General features: G+C 45.5%; 16 protein-coding genes. 3 read left to right on the top strand and 13 right to left on the bottom strand.

Features of this window, described 5'->3' with window-relative positions; genetic code table 11:
• The first annotated feature begins 78 nt into the window (after positions 1 to 78).
• The 3 genes from BN1044_RS06325 (at position 79) to BN1044_RS06335 (ending at position 2,853) form a co-directional block, all read left to right on the top strand.
• Positions 79 to 960, top strand: coding sequence for a LysR substrate-binding domain-containing protein (locus tag BN1044_RS06325; protein WP_025800506.1), 882 nt, complete (start codon positions 79 to 81; stop codon positions 958 to 960).
• A 344-nt stretch (positions 961 to 1,304) separates the two neighbouring features.
• Positions 1,305 to 1,841: a fimbrial protein gene (locus BN1044_RS06330; protein ID WP_025800505.1), complete on the top strand. Its 537-nt coding sequence runs from the start codon at positions 1,305 to 1,307 to the stop codon at positions 1,839 to 1,841.
• Positions 1,842 to 1,851: 10 nt separating this feature from the next.
• Positions 1,852 to 2,853, top strand: a complete 1,002-nt coding sequence (locus BN1044_RS06335) for a fimbrial protein (protein WP_043491389.1) — start codon at positions 1,852 to 1,854, stop codon at positions 2,851 to 2,853.
• A gap of 264 nt (positions 2,854 to 3,117) precedes the next feature.
• Here the strand turns inward: BN1044_RS06335 and BN1044_RS06340 are convergent, their stop codons facing one another.
• From BN1044_RS06340 to BN1044_RS06400, 13 genes are all read right to left on the bottom strand, one after another.
• The gene (locus BN1044_RS06340) at positions 3,118 to 3,381 is read right to left on the bottom strand and encodes a FaeA/PapI family transcriptional regulator (protein ID WP_071889956.1); all 264 of its coding nucleotides are present in this window, start codon (positions 3,379 to 3,381) and stop codon (positions 3,118 to 3,120) included.
• A 128-nt stretch (positions 3,382 to 3,509) separates the two neighbouring features.
• On the bottom strand, positions 3,510 to 4,211 hold the full coding sequence (locus BN1044_RS06345; protein WP_025800503.1) for a LuxR C-terminal-related transcriptional regulator: 702 nt from the start codon (positions 4,209 to 4,211) through the stop codon (positions 3,510 to 3,512).
• A 19-nt stretch (positions 4,212 to 4,230) separates the two neighbouring features.
• Positions 4,231 to 4,893: an EAL domain-containing protein gene (locus BN1044_RS06350; protein ID WP_247650261.1), complete on the bottom strand. Its 663-nt coding sequence runs from the start codon at positions 4,891 to 4,893 to the stop codon at positions 4,231 to 4,233.
• The gene (locus BN1044_RS06355) at positions 4,890 to 6,617 is read right to left on the bottom strand and encodes a PglL family O-oligosaccharyltransferase (protein ID WP_072307995.1); all 1,728 of its coding nucleotides are present in this window, start codon (positions 6,615 to 6,617) and stop codon (positions 4,890 to 4,892) included. The genes BN1044_RS06350 and BN1044_RS06355 overlap by 4 nt, the downstream gene beginning before the upstream one ends.
• A 63-nt stretch (positions 6,618 to 6,680) precedes the next feature.
• Entirely contained in the window at positions 6,681 to 7,211 is a 531-nt protein-coding gene (locus BN1044_RS06360; protein WP_025800500.1) for a fimbrial protein, read from the bottom strand.
• Positions 7,212 to 7,261: 50 nt separating this feature from the next.
• A complete protein-coding gene (locus BN1044_RS06365; RefSeq protein ID WP_025800499.1) occupies positions 7,262 to 7,885 on the bottom strand; it encodes a fimbrial protein in 624 nt (207 codons plus the stop codon).
• A gap of 11 nt (positions 7,886 to 7,896) precedes the next feature.
• On the bottom strand, positions 7,897 to 8,619 hold the full coding sequence (locus BN1044_RS06370) for a fimbria/pilus periplasmic chaperone (protein WP_025800498.1): 723 nt from the start codon (positions 8,617 to 8,619) through the stop codon (positions 7,897 to 7,899).
• 4 nt (positions 8,620 to 8,623) lie between these two features.
• Positions 8,624 to 11,179, bottom strand: a complete 2,556-nt coding sequence (locus BN1044_RS06375) for a fimbria/pilus outer membrane usher protein (protein WP_043491386.1) — start codon at positions 11,177 to 11,179, stop codon at positions 8,624 to 8,626.
• Positions 11,180 to 11,366: 187 nt separating this feature from the next.
• Positions 11,367 to 11,894: a fimbrial protein gene (locus BN1044_RS06380; protein WP_025800497.1), complete on the bottom strand. Its 528-nt coding sequence runs from the start codon at positions 11,892 to 11,894 to the stop codon at positions 11,367 to 11,369.
• A 151-nt stretch (positions 11,895 to 12,045) separates the two neighbouring features.
• Complete coding sequence (locus tag BN1044_RS06385) at positions 12,046 to 12,591, bottom strand: fimbrial protein (RefSeq protein ID WP_025800496.1); 546 nt, start codon at positions 12,589 to 12,591, stop codon at positions 12,046 to 12,048.
• A 788-nt stretch (positions 12,592 to 13,379) separates the two neighbouring features.
• Positions 13,380 to 14,429: a nicotinate-nucleotide--dimethylbenzimidazole phosphoribosyltransferase gene (cobT, locus tag BN1044_RS06390; protein WP_072307996.1), complete on the bottom strand. Its 1,050-nt coding sequence runs from the start codon at positions 14,427 to 14,429 to the stop codon at positions 13,380 to 13,382.
• Between the two features lie 35 nt (positions 14,430 to 14,464).
• Positions 14,465 to 15,013 (bottom strand): bifunctional adenosylcobinamide kinase/adenosylcobinamide-phosphate guanylyltransferase, encoded by a 549-nt coding sequence (cobU, locus tag BN1044_RS06395; protein ID WP_072308030.1) that lies wholly within the window; start codon positions 15,011 to 15,013, stop codon positions 14,465 to 14,467.
• Entirely contained in the window at positions 15,013 to 16,557 is a 1,545-nt protein-coding gene (locus tag BN1044_RS06400) for a cobyric acid synthase (RefSeq protein ID WP_072307997.1), read from the bottom strand. The genes cobU and BN1044_RS06400 overlap by 1 nt, the downstream gene beginning before the upstream one ends.
• Between the last annotated feature and the right edge of the window lie 7 nt (positions 16,558 to 16,564).

Consider the following 16,564-nt stretch of genomic DNA (forward strand, 5'->3'; position numbering starts at 1 on the left):
TGCGGTAAAAACTATAGCCATCCGCTATCATTTAAAAAATCGAGTTATTTTTTACATTAGGTTTAGAGAAACTAAACGATGAATATTACCTTCAAACAACTTTCCGTCTTTGTCGCCATCGTCCGCAGCGGCAGCATGACGCTCGCCGCAGAAACTCTGTTTATGACAAAAGGAGCCATTTCACAGACATTGGCTGAATTAGAGAGTCAGCTAGGAGTACGGCTCTTTGATCGTCAACATGCACGCTTATATATCAATCATGAAGGGCAAAAGTTACTGCCTGTCGCCGACGAACTTTTGTCTCGAATGCAGGGGGTTGAACAATTATTCGGAGAGAATAGCCAAGATACCCAGCTCAAGGTGGGATGTACTAAGACTATCGGCAGCTATCTTCTGCCTGACATGCTGAAGGGGTTTAAAGAACATCAAGGGTGGTTGCCACAATGCACTATCGCCAACACGCAAAAAATCAGCACTATGGTCAGCCATTTTGAAATTGATGTGGCGTTACTGGAAGGACCCGCTAGCGAACCCAACCTTATTTGCGAGCCGTGGTTAGAAGATGAAATGGTCATTATCGCCGGTAAAAATCATCCGCTCGCCAAGCAAGAAACGGTTTCATATCAGGTACTGAGTCAAGAACGCTGGCTGCTACGCGAGCAAGGCTCCAGCAGCCGTGCCTTTTTTGATAATCAATTGGCACTACATTTAAGCAATCCACAAATCGCTCTTTCACTGAACGCTTTTGACGCCATTCTTTCTTGCGTTGCTCATCACTTAGGCATCACTTTTATTTCAAAGCGCATGCTACATAGTTCATTTTATACGGGGCATTTTGTGCAATTACATACCGAGCAGCGGTTTATGCGGAAGTTCACACTCTGCTACCACAAAAGTAAGTTTATCTCGCCAACATTAGCAAGCTGGCTAAGCTTCAGTCGCTCATGGCCTCACTCCTAACTAGCTTGGCTTGTCATATTTAAATCAAGACAGATCAGCACAAATGATCATAACGAACTGTTTTTAAATGAAAATATTTCCAAAAGAGAGAAACTTAGGCATCGGAGTGCTTTAATAGGTTTTTATGCTATTTTGTAAGAGCAAATCAGACTATTTGGTCGCAAAATAAATATCAGATCATCCATACGATAAATTACCTCGCATTTTATTTCACGCCATAAAGTTAGTTTTTACCGGCATATGAATACGTTACCCTTACTGCGCTCAATATATCTCCCAACGTCATTTGAGCAGAGCTAAACGCAGGAGATAAATCCCGTTTTATGTGGTAACGAGTTAATAAAATGAAAATACGCCTTTGCGACGTAAAATTATTTCTTCTGGGAGTTTTGCTCTCGATTAATGGCTCTGCATTTGCAGCTTTAGCCCCGGTGAGTGGCGGTCAGGCAAAAGATGACTCCAAAAGCACGCTATACATTCGCGGTAATATATTTGAACCCGCCGCCTGTAAAATTAACCAAAACAATAATCTCGATGTGGACTTCAAACGCATCGCACTGAAAAAAATTGACGGCGTTGCTTTCGCCAGCGTAACTCCTGTCGATATTGTATGCAGCATTACTACGGGAGCAACCGTGCAGCTAGAATTTCAGGGCACATCATCAGGTAAAAGCAACTACCTGACCACAACCCTCGATAATCTGGCCATTGCCCTCTCAGACGATGCGACAGGCAAAAATATCGATCTGAATACGTTCTTTACCATTCAGAAAACGCAGACTATTCAACTACGCGCGGTGCCAATAAAAATATCTGATGCGGTGGAATTAAAAGAAGGCGAATTTAAAGCCACATCCACGCTGATTACACGCTATCTCTAACAGGTGATAAATGAAACACGCTTTATTTTCAAAACTTGATGCAAAACGCCTGCTACCACTCGCGGGATTATTGTTCGCATCGTTTCATGCTTCTGCTTTTGACTGCGTTGAAAACGGCACCGGCGTTGTTGACAAGCCGGCTATCGATATTGGCGAATTAGCTATCCCTGCTAACGTTCCCGATAAAACCAAAGTATGGGAGTCTAATCCCATCACTGTGACGGCTTATTGCGATAACAACACGAAAAGTAACTTTCAAGACTTCGTGACCTTCTATTTTAATCCTAAATCAAAATCTTTGGGTCAAGGATTAAAGTTAGGCGTAACCTACGAAGGAAAAGATCTTGAACAAAATGGCCAAGGATTGCAGGTGCCTGGCGGCGGCCCAGTCTATAAAAAAGGGTCAGGTACACCAACGTTTAAAGTCGTTACCGTTACCTTTCGCCTCTATATTCGTGTTGATGGAAAACCGCCAGCGTCAGGTCACTATCAAGGAGCCGATGAGTTTGTTGTCTTTCAGCTCGATGGCTCAAGTGGGATCAATTTTCGCCCAGATGCAAAAAACCTTAAGTATTCACTCTCAGGTTTAACCGGAACACGTTTTTTAAGCTGCGGCGCGCAAATAAAACTCTATCCAGAAAATCAGAATCTCGATTTTGGTGATATTGACCGAACAACGCTCAGCAGCGGTGGCGTACTCTCAAAAGAATTCAGCGTAAAAGCAGTGAAGGAAGGCGGATGTCTAGAAGACTTCTCCTTAACCTCTGAGTTCTCAACAACTGAAACCCTGCTAGATAGCACACATATTAATTTAAATAACGGCGTAAAACTCAGTTTCACGGATCAAGATAGCAAAGCCGTCGAGTTCAATAAATATACTAACTTCGGCAGTATGAAAGGTATTACTGAGTTGAGTAAAAACTACAAAGCCAGTATTTCAGTGATACCAGGACAAACGATCAAAGCAGGGCCTTTCGTGGCAACGACGATCGTTAAAGTCAATTACTATTAACTTCATTTAGAAAAATCCTAATATCCTATTTTACTAAATGATATTTTTAGATTAATAAGTAGAAACGCAGACGAGGTTCCCCTCATCTGCGCTATTATTAAAACATATATTAAATTCATCTGCTGATTATTAGGATTTTTCCATTGCAAAATGCCGCAAAAATGCTCCGTACATAAATATGTTCGGAGAAATGGAAATGCGACAGTCTACCCGCTAAAGGAATAATGCAAAAGTTAATAATCAACGATGGGGTCTAGCTCTAAATTAGCGGGTTGGAATACACCAGCGTAGAGAATTGCTACGACCAGCTCCTCCTTGATAGCAATTTACCTTGCCTTCACCGACAAGCTGCAATAGCCAGTGACGTGTAACATAAATGCTTTCACCACTTTCTTCTGCAACCTCTCTGGTTTTTGGCCAACATGATTCAGGTAGATAAGGGTCTGTACTGCGAGTTTCCCCCATTCTAATTGAACATATTTTACCCAAATTCATGTAGATTCTTTCTTTCTTCGTTAATTTATCCATTTCCAACTCCATTGACTCGTTATCGTTGAACGTTATGTGTCTTTGTTGTTGCTACCGCATGTGCGGCAATTCTACCGTCCCTGGCGGATACTTCTCTCATCGAGGATGAGGGTCCAAACTCAATTCCATTAAAGCGCGACAGTATGAATTAATTCCTCTTGCAAACGACGTTTATTATTCAACTCAATCGCCGGTGTGTTTAAATAAAAAAGGCGGCGACGGCCAGAGACATAAGTGAGTCTCTCTTCGTAAAGTTTCATCAAAGCCAAAAGCTCGGCATCGCTATTCAAATTAAATTTATGCATAACAGAGCGTTTGTGACTGCTGATGGTTTTAATATTTAATGAAAGTATCCATGCAATGCGTTCAACGCTAAAACCTAGGCATATATAGCGCACCACCTTCTCTTCCTGAGGAGAAAAATAAAGCGCTTGGCATTCTTGGCAGTTGCGTACTCTTTCTTCCCCAAGTTGTGCATGCTTCCACGCCTGTAACAGCTTGAGACTCAACGAATTCAAAGTCTCTTTGCGGCTGATAAACAGCACATTTTTCAAACAATCAGGTAGCCGTGACAACGGTGGCTGCGCTGCTTCACTGCATACACCAACCAACAACGAATTTGCTTTTCGATGTAATAACTCATGGTGACAAACTTGAGCACCACCATTTTGGAATATCTTTACTACAATATCGGAAGCAACCAAGTTCTCTTGACTGGTTTCGAGTAATTCAAGCGTTCCATAATCACTTGAAGCAAAGTTTTTCTTTATAAAATGCCACAGTCCTTCACGGTAAAAGGCATTATCATCATCAATCAAAACTCTAATCATCTTGTCACCCGGAAGCTTATTATTGGATTATTGTTTCTGGCCAAAGATAGCCTTGTAAATGGCTAGCACCTGAGCGAGCAGCAATATCCCTATGCTGTAAAGTTTCAATACCTTCAATTAATACGTTAGATGTTATTTGATAACACCTTTTAACTAGTTGCTTGAGCTCGAGTGGTGAAAACTGAGTACGCCAAAAGGCGTACTTATCAATTTTGATACCATCAAAGCAAAAATTAAGCTCACACACCGTAGATAATAATGGTTCATCAAGATCGTCTAGCCAAATGGCTATATGGCGTTCACGCAATCGCTCAAGATTATTGACTAACTGTGCTTTGTCTACATCATTCAGCCCAACTAAATTCTCTGGGTCCTGTAGTTCAATTACTAATTTTTGTTCTGGAGATATCTGAATTTTATTTTCTAACTCTGAGCCCAACAGATCGCGAACAGATAAATTTACAAAATAATGGTATCCCGCAGGATTACTCGCCACCTGTTTAACCTGTTGGTTGAAAATCGAAATTAATATATTTTCTGGCGCATGCTGAAAGTAATATTCAGAATCGACATCCTCGGTAAAATAGCTAAGCACTTCATACCCAATAATCGAGCCTGTTTTCAATTCAACGATAGGCTGAAGTTTAATTCCTGCTGGCGACTGATGGTCAAACATAGTCATTCCACCTCCCTTGACGTAATGGCTATCGAGTTTTGAAAACGGGGATCATGAGAAAATATTAGGCTAGCCTCATGGCGCTGTTTTTCTGCCTCATCTGCTTTATTGCTAAAACTCAATATGGCAATACGATAGGCATATACATTTTTATCAACATGGTGTGATAGATATTGCTGCGACCATGTGATATAGCTCTGTAATATTTTAGGGTCACGGCTGACGTTATATTGCAAAAGCTGGTTCACCTGACGATCATATTCAATGCGTTCTTGAAATATCCAATGCTGCCAAAACTGTTGCTCTAATCGAGGGAAATCAATATTTACCTGTCTTAGCTGTAGCTGTTCCGCTTTAGTCAACAGCACTTGGGTTTGTAATGTTGAAAGCATGATTCCCAGACCACCACACGCCCCGACTAGGGATACGGCTCGAATGGTCCCCACAATCTTGGGTTTCGTTACCACACGCGGCTTAGAAAGCGCCGAATCCGTTAGGCTCAGCAACAGTAAGAAAATCAGCCAGTGCCCTGTGGACATATAAAACGGATATTCCAACTGGGTATGCACCGCGAAAGGCAACATCAGAAGCCATAGCGTAAATAGGCTTTTATCCGTTCGCCGCCAAGCCAATACCATTAAGCGAAAATAGGCGGTAGCCAGAAAAATATATCCAGCCAGTGCAGCAACACCGCCCTCAACCCAGCCAAACAACAGCTCGTTATGTGGGTGGGTAATAACGCCCATTCCGGTTATCGGTGGCGTCATGCCAATGGCAAAATGGGCAAAGCTGTACTCGAAACTGCCATACCCCCACCCAAGAATCGGATGGTTCATAATCATCGCCAGAGTAATCTGTAAGATTTTCCAACGTTCCAGATTTGAGCCATCATGAGAGACGGGGATAACCAGCTCAGCGCCGACTAACAGCGTATAACCAAGCAAAATACCGCTGATGATTAAGCCGACAAATGCAGTCGTCCGACGTGGCTGATTCCTTACGCGTAATATAAAGTTAATCAGCACAACGGCTATCGCACCGATATAGCCGGCACGCGACTGAAGCAAAACGAGCATCGCGGGCAACAAAACCAACGCAGCCAACTGCTGTAGATGTATTAGACGATGAACAACTGAACTTACTTTGCTTCTTATGTTCAGCGGTTGGGGCAAATAAAGCAGATGCAACGAGCAGGCCAGCCCCGTGGCCATAAACGAAGCCATCACATTGACCTGACGAAACACGCCAGTTGGCCTAACGCCCTCATCACCGAGCGCCATCAAACCTGAGAGTGGAGGCAGCAGAGTGAGCTGAATAAACCCGATGACGCTCTGCACCAACGTCGCAAACAGCAAGACATTAAGCAGCAAGATGCGCCAGCGAGAGCTAAAGCGGCATTGCAATAAGGTGAAATAAAAAATTAGCCCTGCCACTACACCAGCCATTTGCAGAAGAGCCTCTTTCAGCCATTTTTCTGATGTATAAAATAGAGGAAGTAACAGCAATAAAATGCCGATAACAATTAAATTAGATGTGGTTGTCGTAATAATGGATTGATGGCGATTAAGCAGCCAATAGGCAAGAACAGATAGCGCAATAAACACCCAAGCAACAATATTTCCCGGCACTCGCAATCCGCTTCCGCCCATACTTGGAATAAAGACGTGCATCGCCAATGCTAAGTAAATTAGCAGCATGACTGAAATGGCTTTTCGGTTAATCACTTGCATTCTTTACTCTTAATAACGCTTTACGCTATATCGATTGGAAAAACCTTTCGATAAATATATCGACTAGGGATATTCAAGATGAAATTCTACCGTAGTATTAAAGTCCCCTTCTGTAATGCTGTGGTCGGCAATACTTTTTGGTGAGGCCTGTAAAAATGCAGCAAACTTAAAGGAGTTGGCGCCTTGAGTCAGGCTGTACTTAGCCGACCCCGTATTCAGAGGGATAAGCGTGGATGGGTTTTGAACATCACCAGATATTGACTCTATGCCGATTGCTAAACCTTTAACTTGAGCACTTTTTAAAGAAAGATATCCTTTTTGATCGCCATCTTCTGCGCCAATAAAAGACACCAGCACCGTTTTCGAAATTGAAACGTCACAATTTTTAAGACCAATGCTGAAAGGTTTAGAGTCAGAGCGACCTGCTAAATAAAATGTCTTAATCGCAGTAACACCAAAATCAACACTCTGCCCATCAGAGTTTATGTCAACCTCACAAGGTTCACTGACGACTTCACCATGAAAGTTAATATCTATCGTTGCCCATGAAGTGCTTGAAAATAGCGCTAAACATAGCAAGGCTAAAAACTTCATATTTATTTTCCTCAGCATAACTACGAGCGCATATTTCTGATTAAAATGCTTTACTGGTACGAAATATTTAAATTAACCGTGGTATGAAATTCACCTTCGATCAGTTCTTCAGGAATTCGCTCCAGCATGGCATGCATCACTAAATCCATATTTCCTTGAGACATGATCAACGGTTCGCTATGTTCGCCGGGGATCAACTGACGATGTTTGTCATCTTCCAATCGCAAACCAACCCCTCGTGCTGAGCCAAATATCTTCATCAGATATTTATTATTGTCACTCTCCACACCATTCACGGTGATATAGGAAACCAACTGTCCGGGAAGATAGGTGATATTGCCGCCGTGCATATTGTCTCGCGGTGAGTTCCCCACTACGCCGCAGTCCTTCAGTCGGATATGCACTGCTACGGGATCGGTTCGATTTCCCACCCGATTCAAACTCACACGAGAAATCGTTCCTAAATTCACCGATTGTTCTTTCGATTCCATTTCCAGTACGCAGGTCGGTTCCGTTAATGCGCCCTGTACTAGGAGCTCGCCATGCATACCAAAAACATCCCAGCCATCAATGTCTTCTGCATTAGCCAACCGCAGATCCACCGCGGTGATACTCCCTGAAAACAGGAAGAGCCACAGCGTTGTGCGAGCAAACTTTAGACATGAAGTACGCATAGCATTCACCACTAGCCTTGGTTGGCAACGGCACGGCACTCGCTACCATTACAGGTAAATTTCAGTTCAGGGCGACCGCCAAAATCGTTGATATAGGTGACATATGGCGTGGCATAAACTGGGGAAACCGCCTTAAGAGTCGATTTTGGCGGTACCATCACAGGACGAAAATCATTTGCCGAATCCGACTTCGCCTGTCCAGATATACCAATCACGGTGAGGTAATAAGGCGTTGGGTTGTGAATCTGATATCCATCACCGACTTTCGTCAGCACCACTTTTTCCTGCCAAATCACATCTGAATCGATCGCGATCGGCGCTGGTCGATAAAACAGTTTGATCTTGGTTTGCAACGCAATCTGCATCACGTTTTGTTTAGTACTACGCGGCGGGATTTCGCGTACGTTGAAATAGAATACGGACTCGCGATCCTGTGGAAGTTTGGCAACCCCAGCCATAGCATTGATTCGGATCTGGCTCTTAGCACCAGGTTCAACGCGTTGAACAGGCGGCACAACCACCAGCGGGTCGGTGATCTTCTGGCCATTGCTATCTTCCAACCATGACTGTGCCAAATAAGGCAACTGAGTATTATCGTTGCGAATATTCAGACTGATCGATTTTTGGCTACCGTCAAAAATAGCGCGAGTACGATCGAGAGCAATGGCTGCATCAGCTGCCTGAGCAGCCAGTAACAAGACGAAGCCTAATGATAAAGTTTGTTTTAATTTCATAATGTTATTGCTCTTCATGGATGTTATCTGTCGATTCTAAAGCAGCGCTATCTTTCGCTACCGTGGATGTTTGGCTTTGCGCTACCGCATGGCACGGCAAAAGCAGTTGCTCCTGATCTCGCAAGGTTTTAGGAATGGATATCGCGCACTGTGCTGCGCCATCCCATAACACGTCGAGTGACTCCCCGCCCTGTAGGCCGGTTAACCAAGCTATGCCGCCATCACCTACGATCGCCAATTCCTTGCCTTCACTATTTCTTATGCTGGCGCCAAACGGTGGGTGGCTCCCATCTGCCAGTGCCAGTACCGCCAGCGCTTTCGCACCTTTGATTACGCCAAATTTACGGTAACCAATTGCCCCGTCAGTCAGCGCTGAGTCCACTACTGAGCGGCTAGAATCCACGTCGTCGGCCATCTTGGTTAAATCAATGCTGGTTGAATTACGGTAATAGCTGTTCATATCCGTAATCACCCCAATGCCGTAACCGTTGGTATGCACGCGGCCACCGTTAATCGGAACGCCACCAACGCCTTCGGTATCTACCATCAAACGCGTACCTCCGCTGATCCCGCCCGAATGTAACGCCGCACCTTTCGCCGTAATCGTAGCGCCACCCTGCATCGTCATCCCCGCCGAGCTATAGTTGCCCTGCGAATAGGCGGCGTTGGCGCTCATATCAGCGAAATCGCCGCGATGACTGTAATAACCATTAAATTGTGTACGGGTGCTCTCATCGCCGCCGCTGCTTACCCCAGTTGAAACTCGGTAGTTATTGTTGTTATCAACACGGTCGTAATAGCTCACGTTCTGGCTATATCGATTGTTGCTGTACTGGCCGTCATAGCCTATTGATGCGGAGTTCCCCATCGGAATAGATAGGCTCACAAACACCGCATCATCGTTGCGTTCGTTAATCTTGCTGCGCGTGGCTGAAACGTTGAGAGACACATTTTTCAGTGAAAATAGGCTCACATACGTGCTTCCAGACAGGCTATACCGGTCATCCGTTGGCTGATCCCAATAAGTCTGATGGCTATAGCTGAAGTAAAAACTCAGTCCCACTTCGGAGAAGTTTTTGTTCGCCGTGATGGTATAAAGCTCTTTATCGTGGCCTGAGTTTTCCTCGTGATAGCGCGCATCCAAGAATTCGCCCATCGACATATAGTCACGCTCGGAGAAGCGATAGCCCGCAAAGGTCACTTCACTATCGTACTCATCAAAACGTTTGGAATAGCTCAGACGCCATGACTTCCCTTGACGTTTCTCTTCTCCGGGTAAGCGAGCAAAAGACTGCGTTACGTCAGCAGAAACAGCACCGAGCAAGAACAAGTCGCGCCCAATACCCATCGACGCCGAGTTGTAATCACCTGCAAGAATGCTACCGCCATACAAAGACCAACTATTGGCAATCCCCCATGAAAACTCACCGGTTGCAAAAGTTGGGCCTTGTATATGATGTTCGTAGGTTGACGGACGCCCCATCGCAAACTTATAGCGCACCATTCCGGGGCGGGTCAGATAAGGGATCGTCGCGGTATCAACCTGAAATGTTTGAACCGTCCCATCCTGCTCCTCAACCTTTACGTCAAGCTTGCCGGTCACTGCGCTACTCAAATCTTGAATACGAAATGGACCCGATGGCACCGTGGTTTCGTACAGCACACGTCCTTGCTGAGTCACCACAACCTTGGCGTTCGTTTTAGCAATCCCCGAAACCTCCGGTGCATAGCCACGCAACGCAGGAGGCAGCATTCGGTCATCGCTGCTTAAAGACATCCCGGTATAGCGCCAAGAGTCGAAAATACTGGATGAGAGATAGTTCTCCCCCACCGATAGCGTTGAACGTAGCGCTGGCAGCGCGCGATACATATAAACGCGGCTCCAATCCATATTGTGCTGGCTGCTCTGTGATGAGCCTGAAGCACGGCTATAGCTGCCCTGATAGTCACCACGCAAACGCCAAGCACCTGCGTTAGCCCCCACGGTTCCGCTTATGCTGGCATTTTGGCTATTGCTACCTTCATTAGGGCGACTCATCGAGGCATTCAGGTTGTAGTCCAGCAGCAAACCGGGGATGCCTTCATCCCAACGTGACGATGGAACCCAGTTCGGATCGCTGTACTCGATCCATGCCTGTGGAACAGAAAGCTGCAAACTTGAGTTCGATAAATCGCCACGAACCGTTGTGCCATCCAACTGACTGAAATCCGCACACTCCCCTTGATGCCAGTAGGTCACTTTATTTAAGGCGGCAGGTTTCAATCCCAATTCACTGACTATTTGCGGTGAAACGCAGGCTTCGCTGCTGTCTGCCTCGTTATCACGCGGGTAGTAATTAAAGGGATACTCACCCACGTTTTGATCATTTACTCTCAGCGCTAACTGATACAGACCAGGCAAGATATAGTTGGCTTTTGAGAAACGAGAAAAGTCGATATTTGCCTTATCTGCGGTATCTAGCATATCCGTATTAAATTCCACGGCCTTGCTGGACATACTGGTGCTAGCCAATGCAAACGCCATGGCCAAACTGATTTTATTGATATGGAATGTAGACATTACCGTCTCTATTATTTTCTAGCCCAGATGTACCAAACAAAAACAGTTCTTACAGAAAACCATTCACCAAATGTGCGCATAACATGAAGATAAAAATCTGCCTGAAATTCGTTTTTATGCGCAAACTCCACTTACCCAATATGAGGTAACGATGAGGAGAGTAATTATTTTTCTATAAAATCTTTTTTTATAAATATTCCACTTTGAACTTCACAATAACGCTGTAACTCCCAGCGCGTAATTCGTGCTTATTTCGCTGAATCGCCAGCTTATAATTCAAATCCATCGACCCCACATTTAGCGGAATATCCGGTAAGGCTTTCCCCGGCACAATAGTATTGCCAGCCTCATCTTTTAGTATCAGACCAATCCCGCTGGCCTCTCCATGAATACTGAGTAAATTGGCAGTATCATCTCTCACCCCATCAAACGTGAGATGCACACTTTTAAAGTCAGGACGCAAATTATCCTGAGAAGTCAGTTCACAGTTTTCCAATTTGATGACAAATGCTTTTTCAGGACCTTGCCCAGTACGTGCAAGCTCGCTAACGGGCAGAGTACCCAAATCAATAACCTGCTCTAATGATCCAGAAGATATGCTGCATGCGGTTGCCACTAAGGTGCCACCCATTCTGACGCGCCCTTGCTGAACATCCATAGCTCCCGCCGTTGTTACAACTAAAGCCATAAAGGCACAGAGCGTACGGACCACCATGCTATCTCTCCTGCTAAACCACTCTCTGGAAATAAGGGCGTTGTCATCAACGCCCTCATCCATGACCACAACATAATTTTTAAATAATCTTTCCTGTAATCAAGCACTCAGCATTCTCAGTACGGTTACAGTTCCAATCATTCAAGAACAATTAGTTGTAAGTAATCACGAAGTCAGTCTGGCTGGTGAAATCACCTGCGGTGATTGCAGAACCTGAAGCACCTGTTGCCTGCACGTAAGCAGCAAAGTCAAGTGAGTTATCGCCTTGAATCAAGGTCTTAACTTCAGTTTCTTTACCCAGTTCGAAGTCTTTACCGTTAGCATCGGTAATACCAACACCCACGCCTGATGCTGTGCTGCTGACAATACCTAACAGGTTGCTTGAACCCTTAGCGCTAGTACCGTTGAAAGTAATAGAAGCTTTAGGTGCAGCACCGCCGCTTACGTCACAACCAGTCAGCTTGATGTGGAAATCAGATGGAGTTGATTTAGCACCGTCTTTCAAGGCCTTAATTGCAATAGAACCCAGATCGATAGTCTGATCGCTGTTATTAGGCGCAATTGAACATGCAGCATCAACAATAGAACCGTTGAATTTAATAACACCGTTACCGCCTACTGTGCCTGCTGCATTAGCCGCCGCAGACGCAATACCCATAGTCATAACCAATGCCACAGCTAATTTATTCATTTTCATTTTTGTTTCCATAATTTAGATAATAAGAGATCCTTCGCCAGTTAAGGCGAAAATATCCATAATGTATTTATTCCCTGTGAAATTTTATTTTGTGGTTTTCAGATAAATATATTTATTAATTTATCTTATGCAAACAGGAGATTAAGCCATAACACCAGTTAAAAATTTCACTTCCCAGATAAAAATTGTGTAATCCGCACTCATATCTGGCTCCGGAAATAATAATTCCGACATTGTCATAAAAAAACAAAAATTTACACTAATAGGTTAATACGACAGTTTCACCTAAATAGGATAATTCCTATGACTTATGCGAGCTACTTTGTCGCACATTCAAATGTTGCGATATATAATCTTTTAAAGAAAGATATTATAAAAAGTTAAATTTTATAAAGTGTAAAAATCCGGTGTTTATAGCTAAAAACCACCGTTTTTGATCAAATCAAAAACAATAATTAAACATAAATGCAACAATGAGAGATGAAATACATATGTGGCAATAGGATTAATACCAAATAATAAATTTTATTGTTTTTAATAAACGTTCCTAATTCTGCAAATAGTTTTTTCACTTCCCGAAAAATACATTGATTTTCCTGCCAATTAGGCCTATTCGCGCTAGTAGCATGATTATTATTTTATTGAAATATATCTCTCAGGATTTGAGATGTTATAACAAAAACAATGTTGTGAAATGATGATGGAGCGGTAAGAAATTTACGAAGGGAAAGTGCGGCAGAGCCCCTGTACCAGAGGGATACAGGGGAAAGTGAATGCTGAAAGGAGCGTTAAGCAGGAAGAACTATATTGCTATCCGCCAAGCTGCCAATCTCGTTATAGGCCGCACATGCGGCGTCTACGATATGCATGGCAACAGCGGCGCCGCTGCCTTCGCCCAAACGCATTTCTAGCTGAAGATAAGGTTCAAGTTTCAGCTGCTCTAACGCAATACGAGCGCCTTTTTCTGCAGAAAAGTGAGAAGGGATCAGATAATCGTGAACCTGCGGTGCAATCTGGCAAGCAACCAGCGCCGAAGCGTAGGAGAGGAAGCCATCGAGTACCACCGGAAGCCCCGCTGCCGCAGCACCTAACATCAGCCCTGTCATACCCACCAAATCGAAGCCTCCAACTTTAGCTAACACATCAATTCCATCGTCTGCGTTTGGCTGATTGCAGGCAATAGCGCGGCGCACTACGCTAACTTTGTGCTGAAGTTGGTCGGTCGGGAAATTGGCTCCAATGCCGACGACGCGTTCCGGGTCGTTATTCGTCATCACGCTAACAATCGCAGCGGCAGGGGTGGTATTCGCTATTCCCAATTCGCCGACACCGAGCAAGCGCACGCCACTCTCTGCCTGTTGCATCGCCAGCATTGCCGATTTAACTAATAGAGTTTCTGCCTGCTCACGGTTCATCGCGGCAGTTTGGGCAATGTTTCCGCACCCTCGCCCCATACGCATATCAACCGCGCCAGAAATCGGATCGCAGTCAATGCCCGCATCAACAATCACCACCTCAGCACCGGCATGTTTTGCCAATACGCAAACGCCCGTCACGCCATGCACCATATTCTGGGCTTGAATCGCCGTTACCGCACGTGGAGAAACCGCCACGCCCTCTTCAAAAACGCCATGATCTGCCGCCATCACAATAATTTTCTTCTGCTCTACATTCACCGCATCTTCACCGAAAATACCGGCTAGCTGCACGGCTAGCTGTTCCAGACGCCCCAAGCTGCCTGTTGGCTTTAACAGACCATCGAGTTTTATCTGGGCTTTACGCATCGCGTCTTGGTTCAATGGTTTAATCTGAGCAATGATTTGTTCTAATGTTTGCATGGTTGTCTCTGTTGAAATGTAAACGACCGGAGTTGTCAGCCCTTTATTTTTACTTCAATCCCTGAAATGACGAGGTAAACCTGCTGCGCCTGGGCAGCCAGCCGTTGATTGACGCGCCCAGCAATATCCCTAAAACGTCGCGCAAGCAGGTTATCTGGCACAATGCCCATCCCAAGTTCGTTGGTAACGATATAAACGGGAATATCACTTTGGCTACATGCCAATATCAGCGCATCGATTTGCTGGTGTATGCCTTGCTCAAGTGCGGTGAAATCCATCTCTTCAGCGGCCACGTTGCCCGCCTGTTCAAACAGCAAATTGGTGATCATCGTCGTGATGCACTCAAGCATAATGGCGTTACAGCCTTCGCCTTTCTCGCTCACAACGGCGTCAAGATCGCGATAGCCTTCGTGTGTTATCCACTGTACCGGACGCGTTTGCCTATGGATCTCAACCCGCTGAGCCATCTCGTCATCGGTTATCACCGAAGTCGCGATATATAGCACCCTTTTGCCGCGTTGAGCGGCCAGTTTTTCCGCCAGCGTGCTTTTCCCACTGCGCGCCCCGCCGGTAATCAAAATCATCATTGGCCCACCTGTTCAGCAACAACGTGTTCACGCATAAGGCGATACACAGCGTCGATATCAATATTCTGGCGCATTGCCGCAGCCAGCAGATCAAACTGCTGATCCCTAAAAGCCTGATACTGGAACGCTTCTCCCACGAGCGGCGCTAAACCTTTGCGTTCTCGCAGCGCGTTCAACAAACTACGCGTGAAGTCGTCTGAATCAAAAATGCCGTGAATGTAAGTACCAGCTACTGAACCATCGGGGCTAATCGCACCCTCACATTGATTGATTTCTTCGCCGTTACGTTGCTGCAATAACGTCAATGGTGACGCCTGCTCACCGAGCTCGGTGTGCCCCATATGGATTTCATAGCCCGCTAACGCATGGTCTTGGCAGGCAGCAAAAATACCGCTTAACACAGGCTGAACCTTTCCAATGACACGGGTAGTCATTTTTTGGTGCGAAAATTTAGTTTCACAATCCAACAGCCCAAGCCCTGCCATCTGATCAACGCCGGATTCCACGCCATCAACAATATGCCGTCCTAATATCTGAAAACCACCACAGATGCCCAGCACCGGCGTGCCTTGCTGATGCGCGAGCAAGATTTGATGTGTCAGGCCGCTTTCGTGTAAATAGCTGAGATCGCTCAAGGTGTTTTTACTACCGGGTAAAATCAACAAATCGGGTGCGCCCAGTTCATCACGATGCGTGACATAGCGCAGCCGCACATCTGACTGTGCATTGAGCGCATTAAAATCGGTGAAGTTAGATATATACGGCGTTTGGATCACCGCGATATCCAATACATTCTCATTTTGCTGACGATATTTGCCTTTTTGCAGCGCAACGCCGTCTTCATCTTCCAACTGCACATCGATCCACGGCATCACACCGATCACAGGCACGTGAGTCAGCTCTTCTATCTGACGCAAACCCGAAGTTAATAAGCTCACATCGCCGCGAAATTTATTGATAATGACGCCTTTTACCCGCGCCCGTTCATCAGGTTCCAGCAAGGCCAAGGTGCCATAGATGGAGGCAAACACCCCGCCACGGTCGATATCTGCCACCAGAATGACGGGAACATCCACTTTCTCGGCCATCCCCATATTCACAATATCGCGATCGCGTAGGTTGATTTCCGCCGGGCTACCTGCGCCTTCCAGCACCATGATATCCACTTCATCCGCTAGGCTGTGATAGACCTGTGCAATCTGTTCCAGCAGTTGCGGTTTGAATTCATGATAGGTCACGGCGTCCATCTGATCGGCCACCTTCCCCATCAGAACCACCTGTGCACGGCAGTCGCTGGTTGGCTTGAGCAAAACCGGATTCATGCGTACATCGGGTTCGATTCCCGCCGCTTCAGCCTGAAAAATCTGCGCGCGCCCCATCTCACCGCCATCAGCGGTAATCCCTGAATTCAACGCCATATTTTGAGATTTAAACGGTGCCACGCGGTATCCGTCTTGACGGAAAATACGACACAGCCCAGCGACCAGAACACTTTTACCTACGTCCGATGCGGTGCCTTGCACCATGATGGATAAACCCATGATATCT

Source organism: Hafnia alvei (assembly GCF_900095695.1).
GTDB classification, from domain to species: domain Bacteria; phylum Pseudomonadota; class Gammaproteobacteria; order Enterobacterales; family Enterobacteriaceae; genus Hafnia; species Hafnia alvei_B.

Bases quoted from the DNA above. Each gene is read 5' to 3' on its own strand.
- BN1044_RS06385 (WP_025800496.1), bottom strand. From the start codon at position 12,591: ATGAAAATGAATAAATTAGCTGTGGCATTGGTTATGACTATGGGTATT.
- BN1044_RS06400 (WP_072307997.1), bottom strand. From the start codon at position 16,557: ATGGGTTTATCCATCATGGTGCAAGGCACCGCATCGGACGTAGGTAAA.
- BN1044_RS06340 (WP_071889956.1), bottom strand. From the start codon at position 3,381: ATGGATAAATTAACGAAGAAAGAAAGAATCTACATGAATTTGGGTAAA.
- BN1044_RS06330 (WP_025800505.1), top strand. From the start codon at position 1,305: ATGAAAATACGCCTTTGCGACGTAAAATTATTTCTTCTGGGAGTTTTG.
- cobU (WP_072308030.1), bottom strand. From the start codon at position 15,013: ATGATTTTGATTACCGGCGGGGCGCGCAGTGGGAAAAGCACGCTGGCG.
- BN1044_RS06370 (WP_025800498.1), bottom strand. From the start codon at position 8,619: ATGAAATTAAAACAAACTTTATCATTAGGCTTCGTCTTGTTACTGGCT.
- BN1044_RS06375 (WP_043491386.1), bottom strand. From the start codon at position 11,179: ATGTCTACATTCCATATCAATAAAATCAGTTTGGCCATGGCGTTTGCA.
- BN1044_RS06350 (WP_247650261.1), bottom strand. From the start codon at position 4,893: ATGACTATGTTTGACCATCAGTCGCCAGCAGGAATTAAACTTCAGCCT.
- cobT (WP_072307996.1), bottom strand. From the start codon at position 14,429: ATGCAAACATTAGAACAAATCATTGCTCAGATTAAACCATTGAACCAA.
- BN1044_RS06380 (WP_025800497.1), bottom strand. From the start codon at position 11,894: ATGGTGGTCCGTACGCTCTGTGCCTTTATGGCTTTAGTTGTAACAACG.
- BN1044_RS06345 (WP_025800503.1), bottom strand. From the start codon at position 4,211: ATGATTAGAGTTTTGATTGATGATGATAATGCCTTTTACCGTGAAGGA.
- BN1044_RS06360 (WP_025800500.1), bottom strand. From the start codon at position 7,211: ATGAAGTTTTTAGCCTTGCTATGTTTAGCGCTATTTTCAAGCACTTCA.
- BN1044_RS06335 (WP_043491389.1), top strand. From the start codon at position 1,852: ATGAAACACGCTTTATTTTCAAAACTTGATGCAAAACGCCTGCTACCA.
- BN1044_RS06355 (WP_072307995.1), bottom strand. From the start codon at position 6,617: ATGCAAGTGATTAACCGAAAAGCCATTTCAGTCATGCTGCTAATTTAC.
- BN1044_RS06365 (WP_025800499.1), bottom strand. From the start codon at position 7,885: ATGCGTACTTCATGTCTAAAGTTTGCTCGCACAACGCTGTGGCTCTTC.
- BN1044_RS06325 (WP_025800506.1), top strand. From the start codon at position 79: ATGAATATTACCTTCAAACAACTTTCCGTCTTTGTCGCCATCGTCCGC.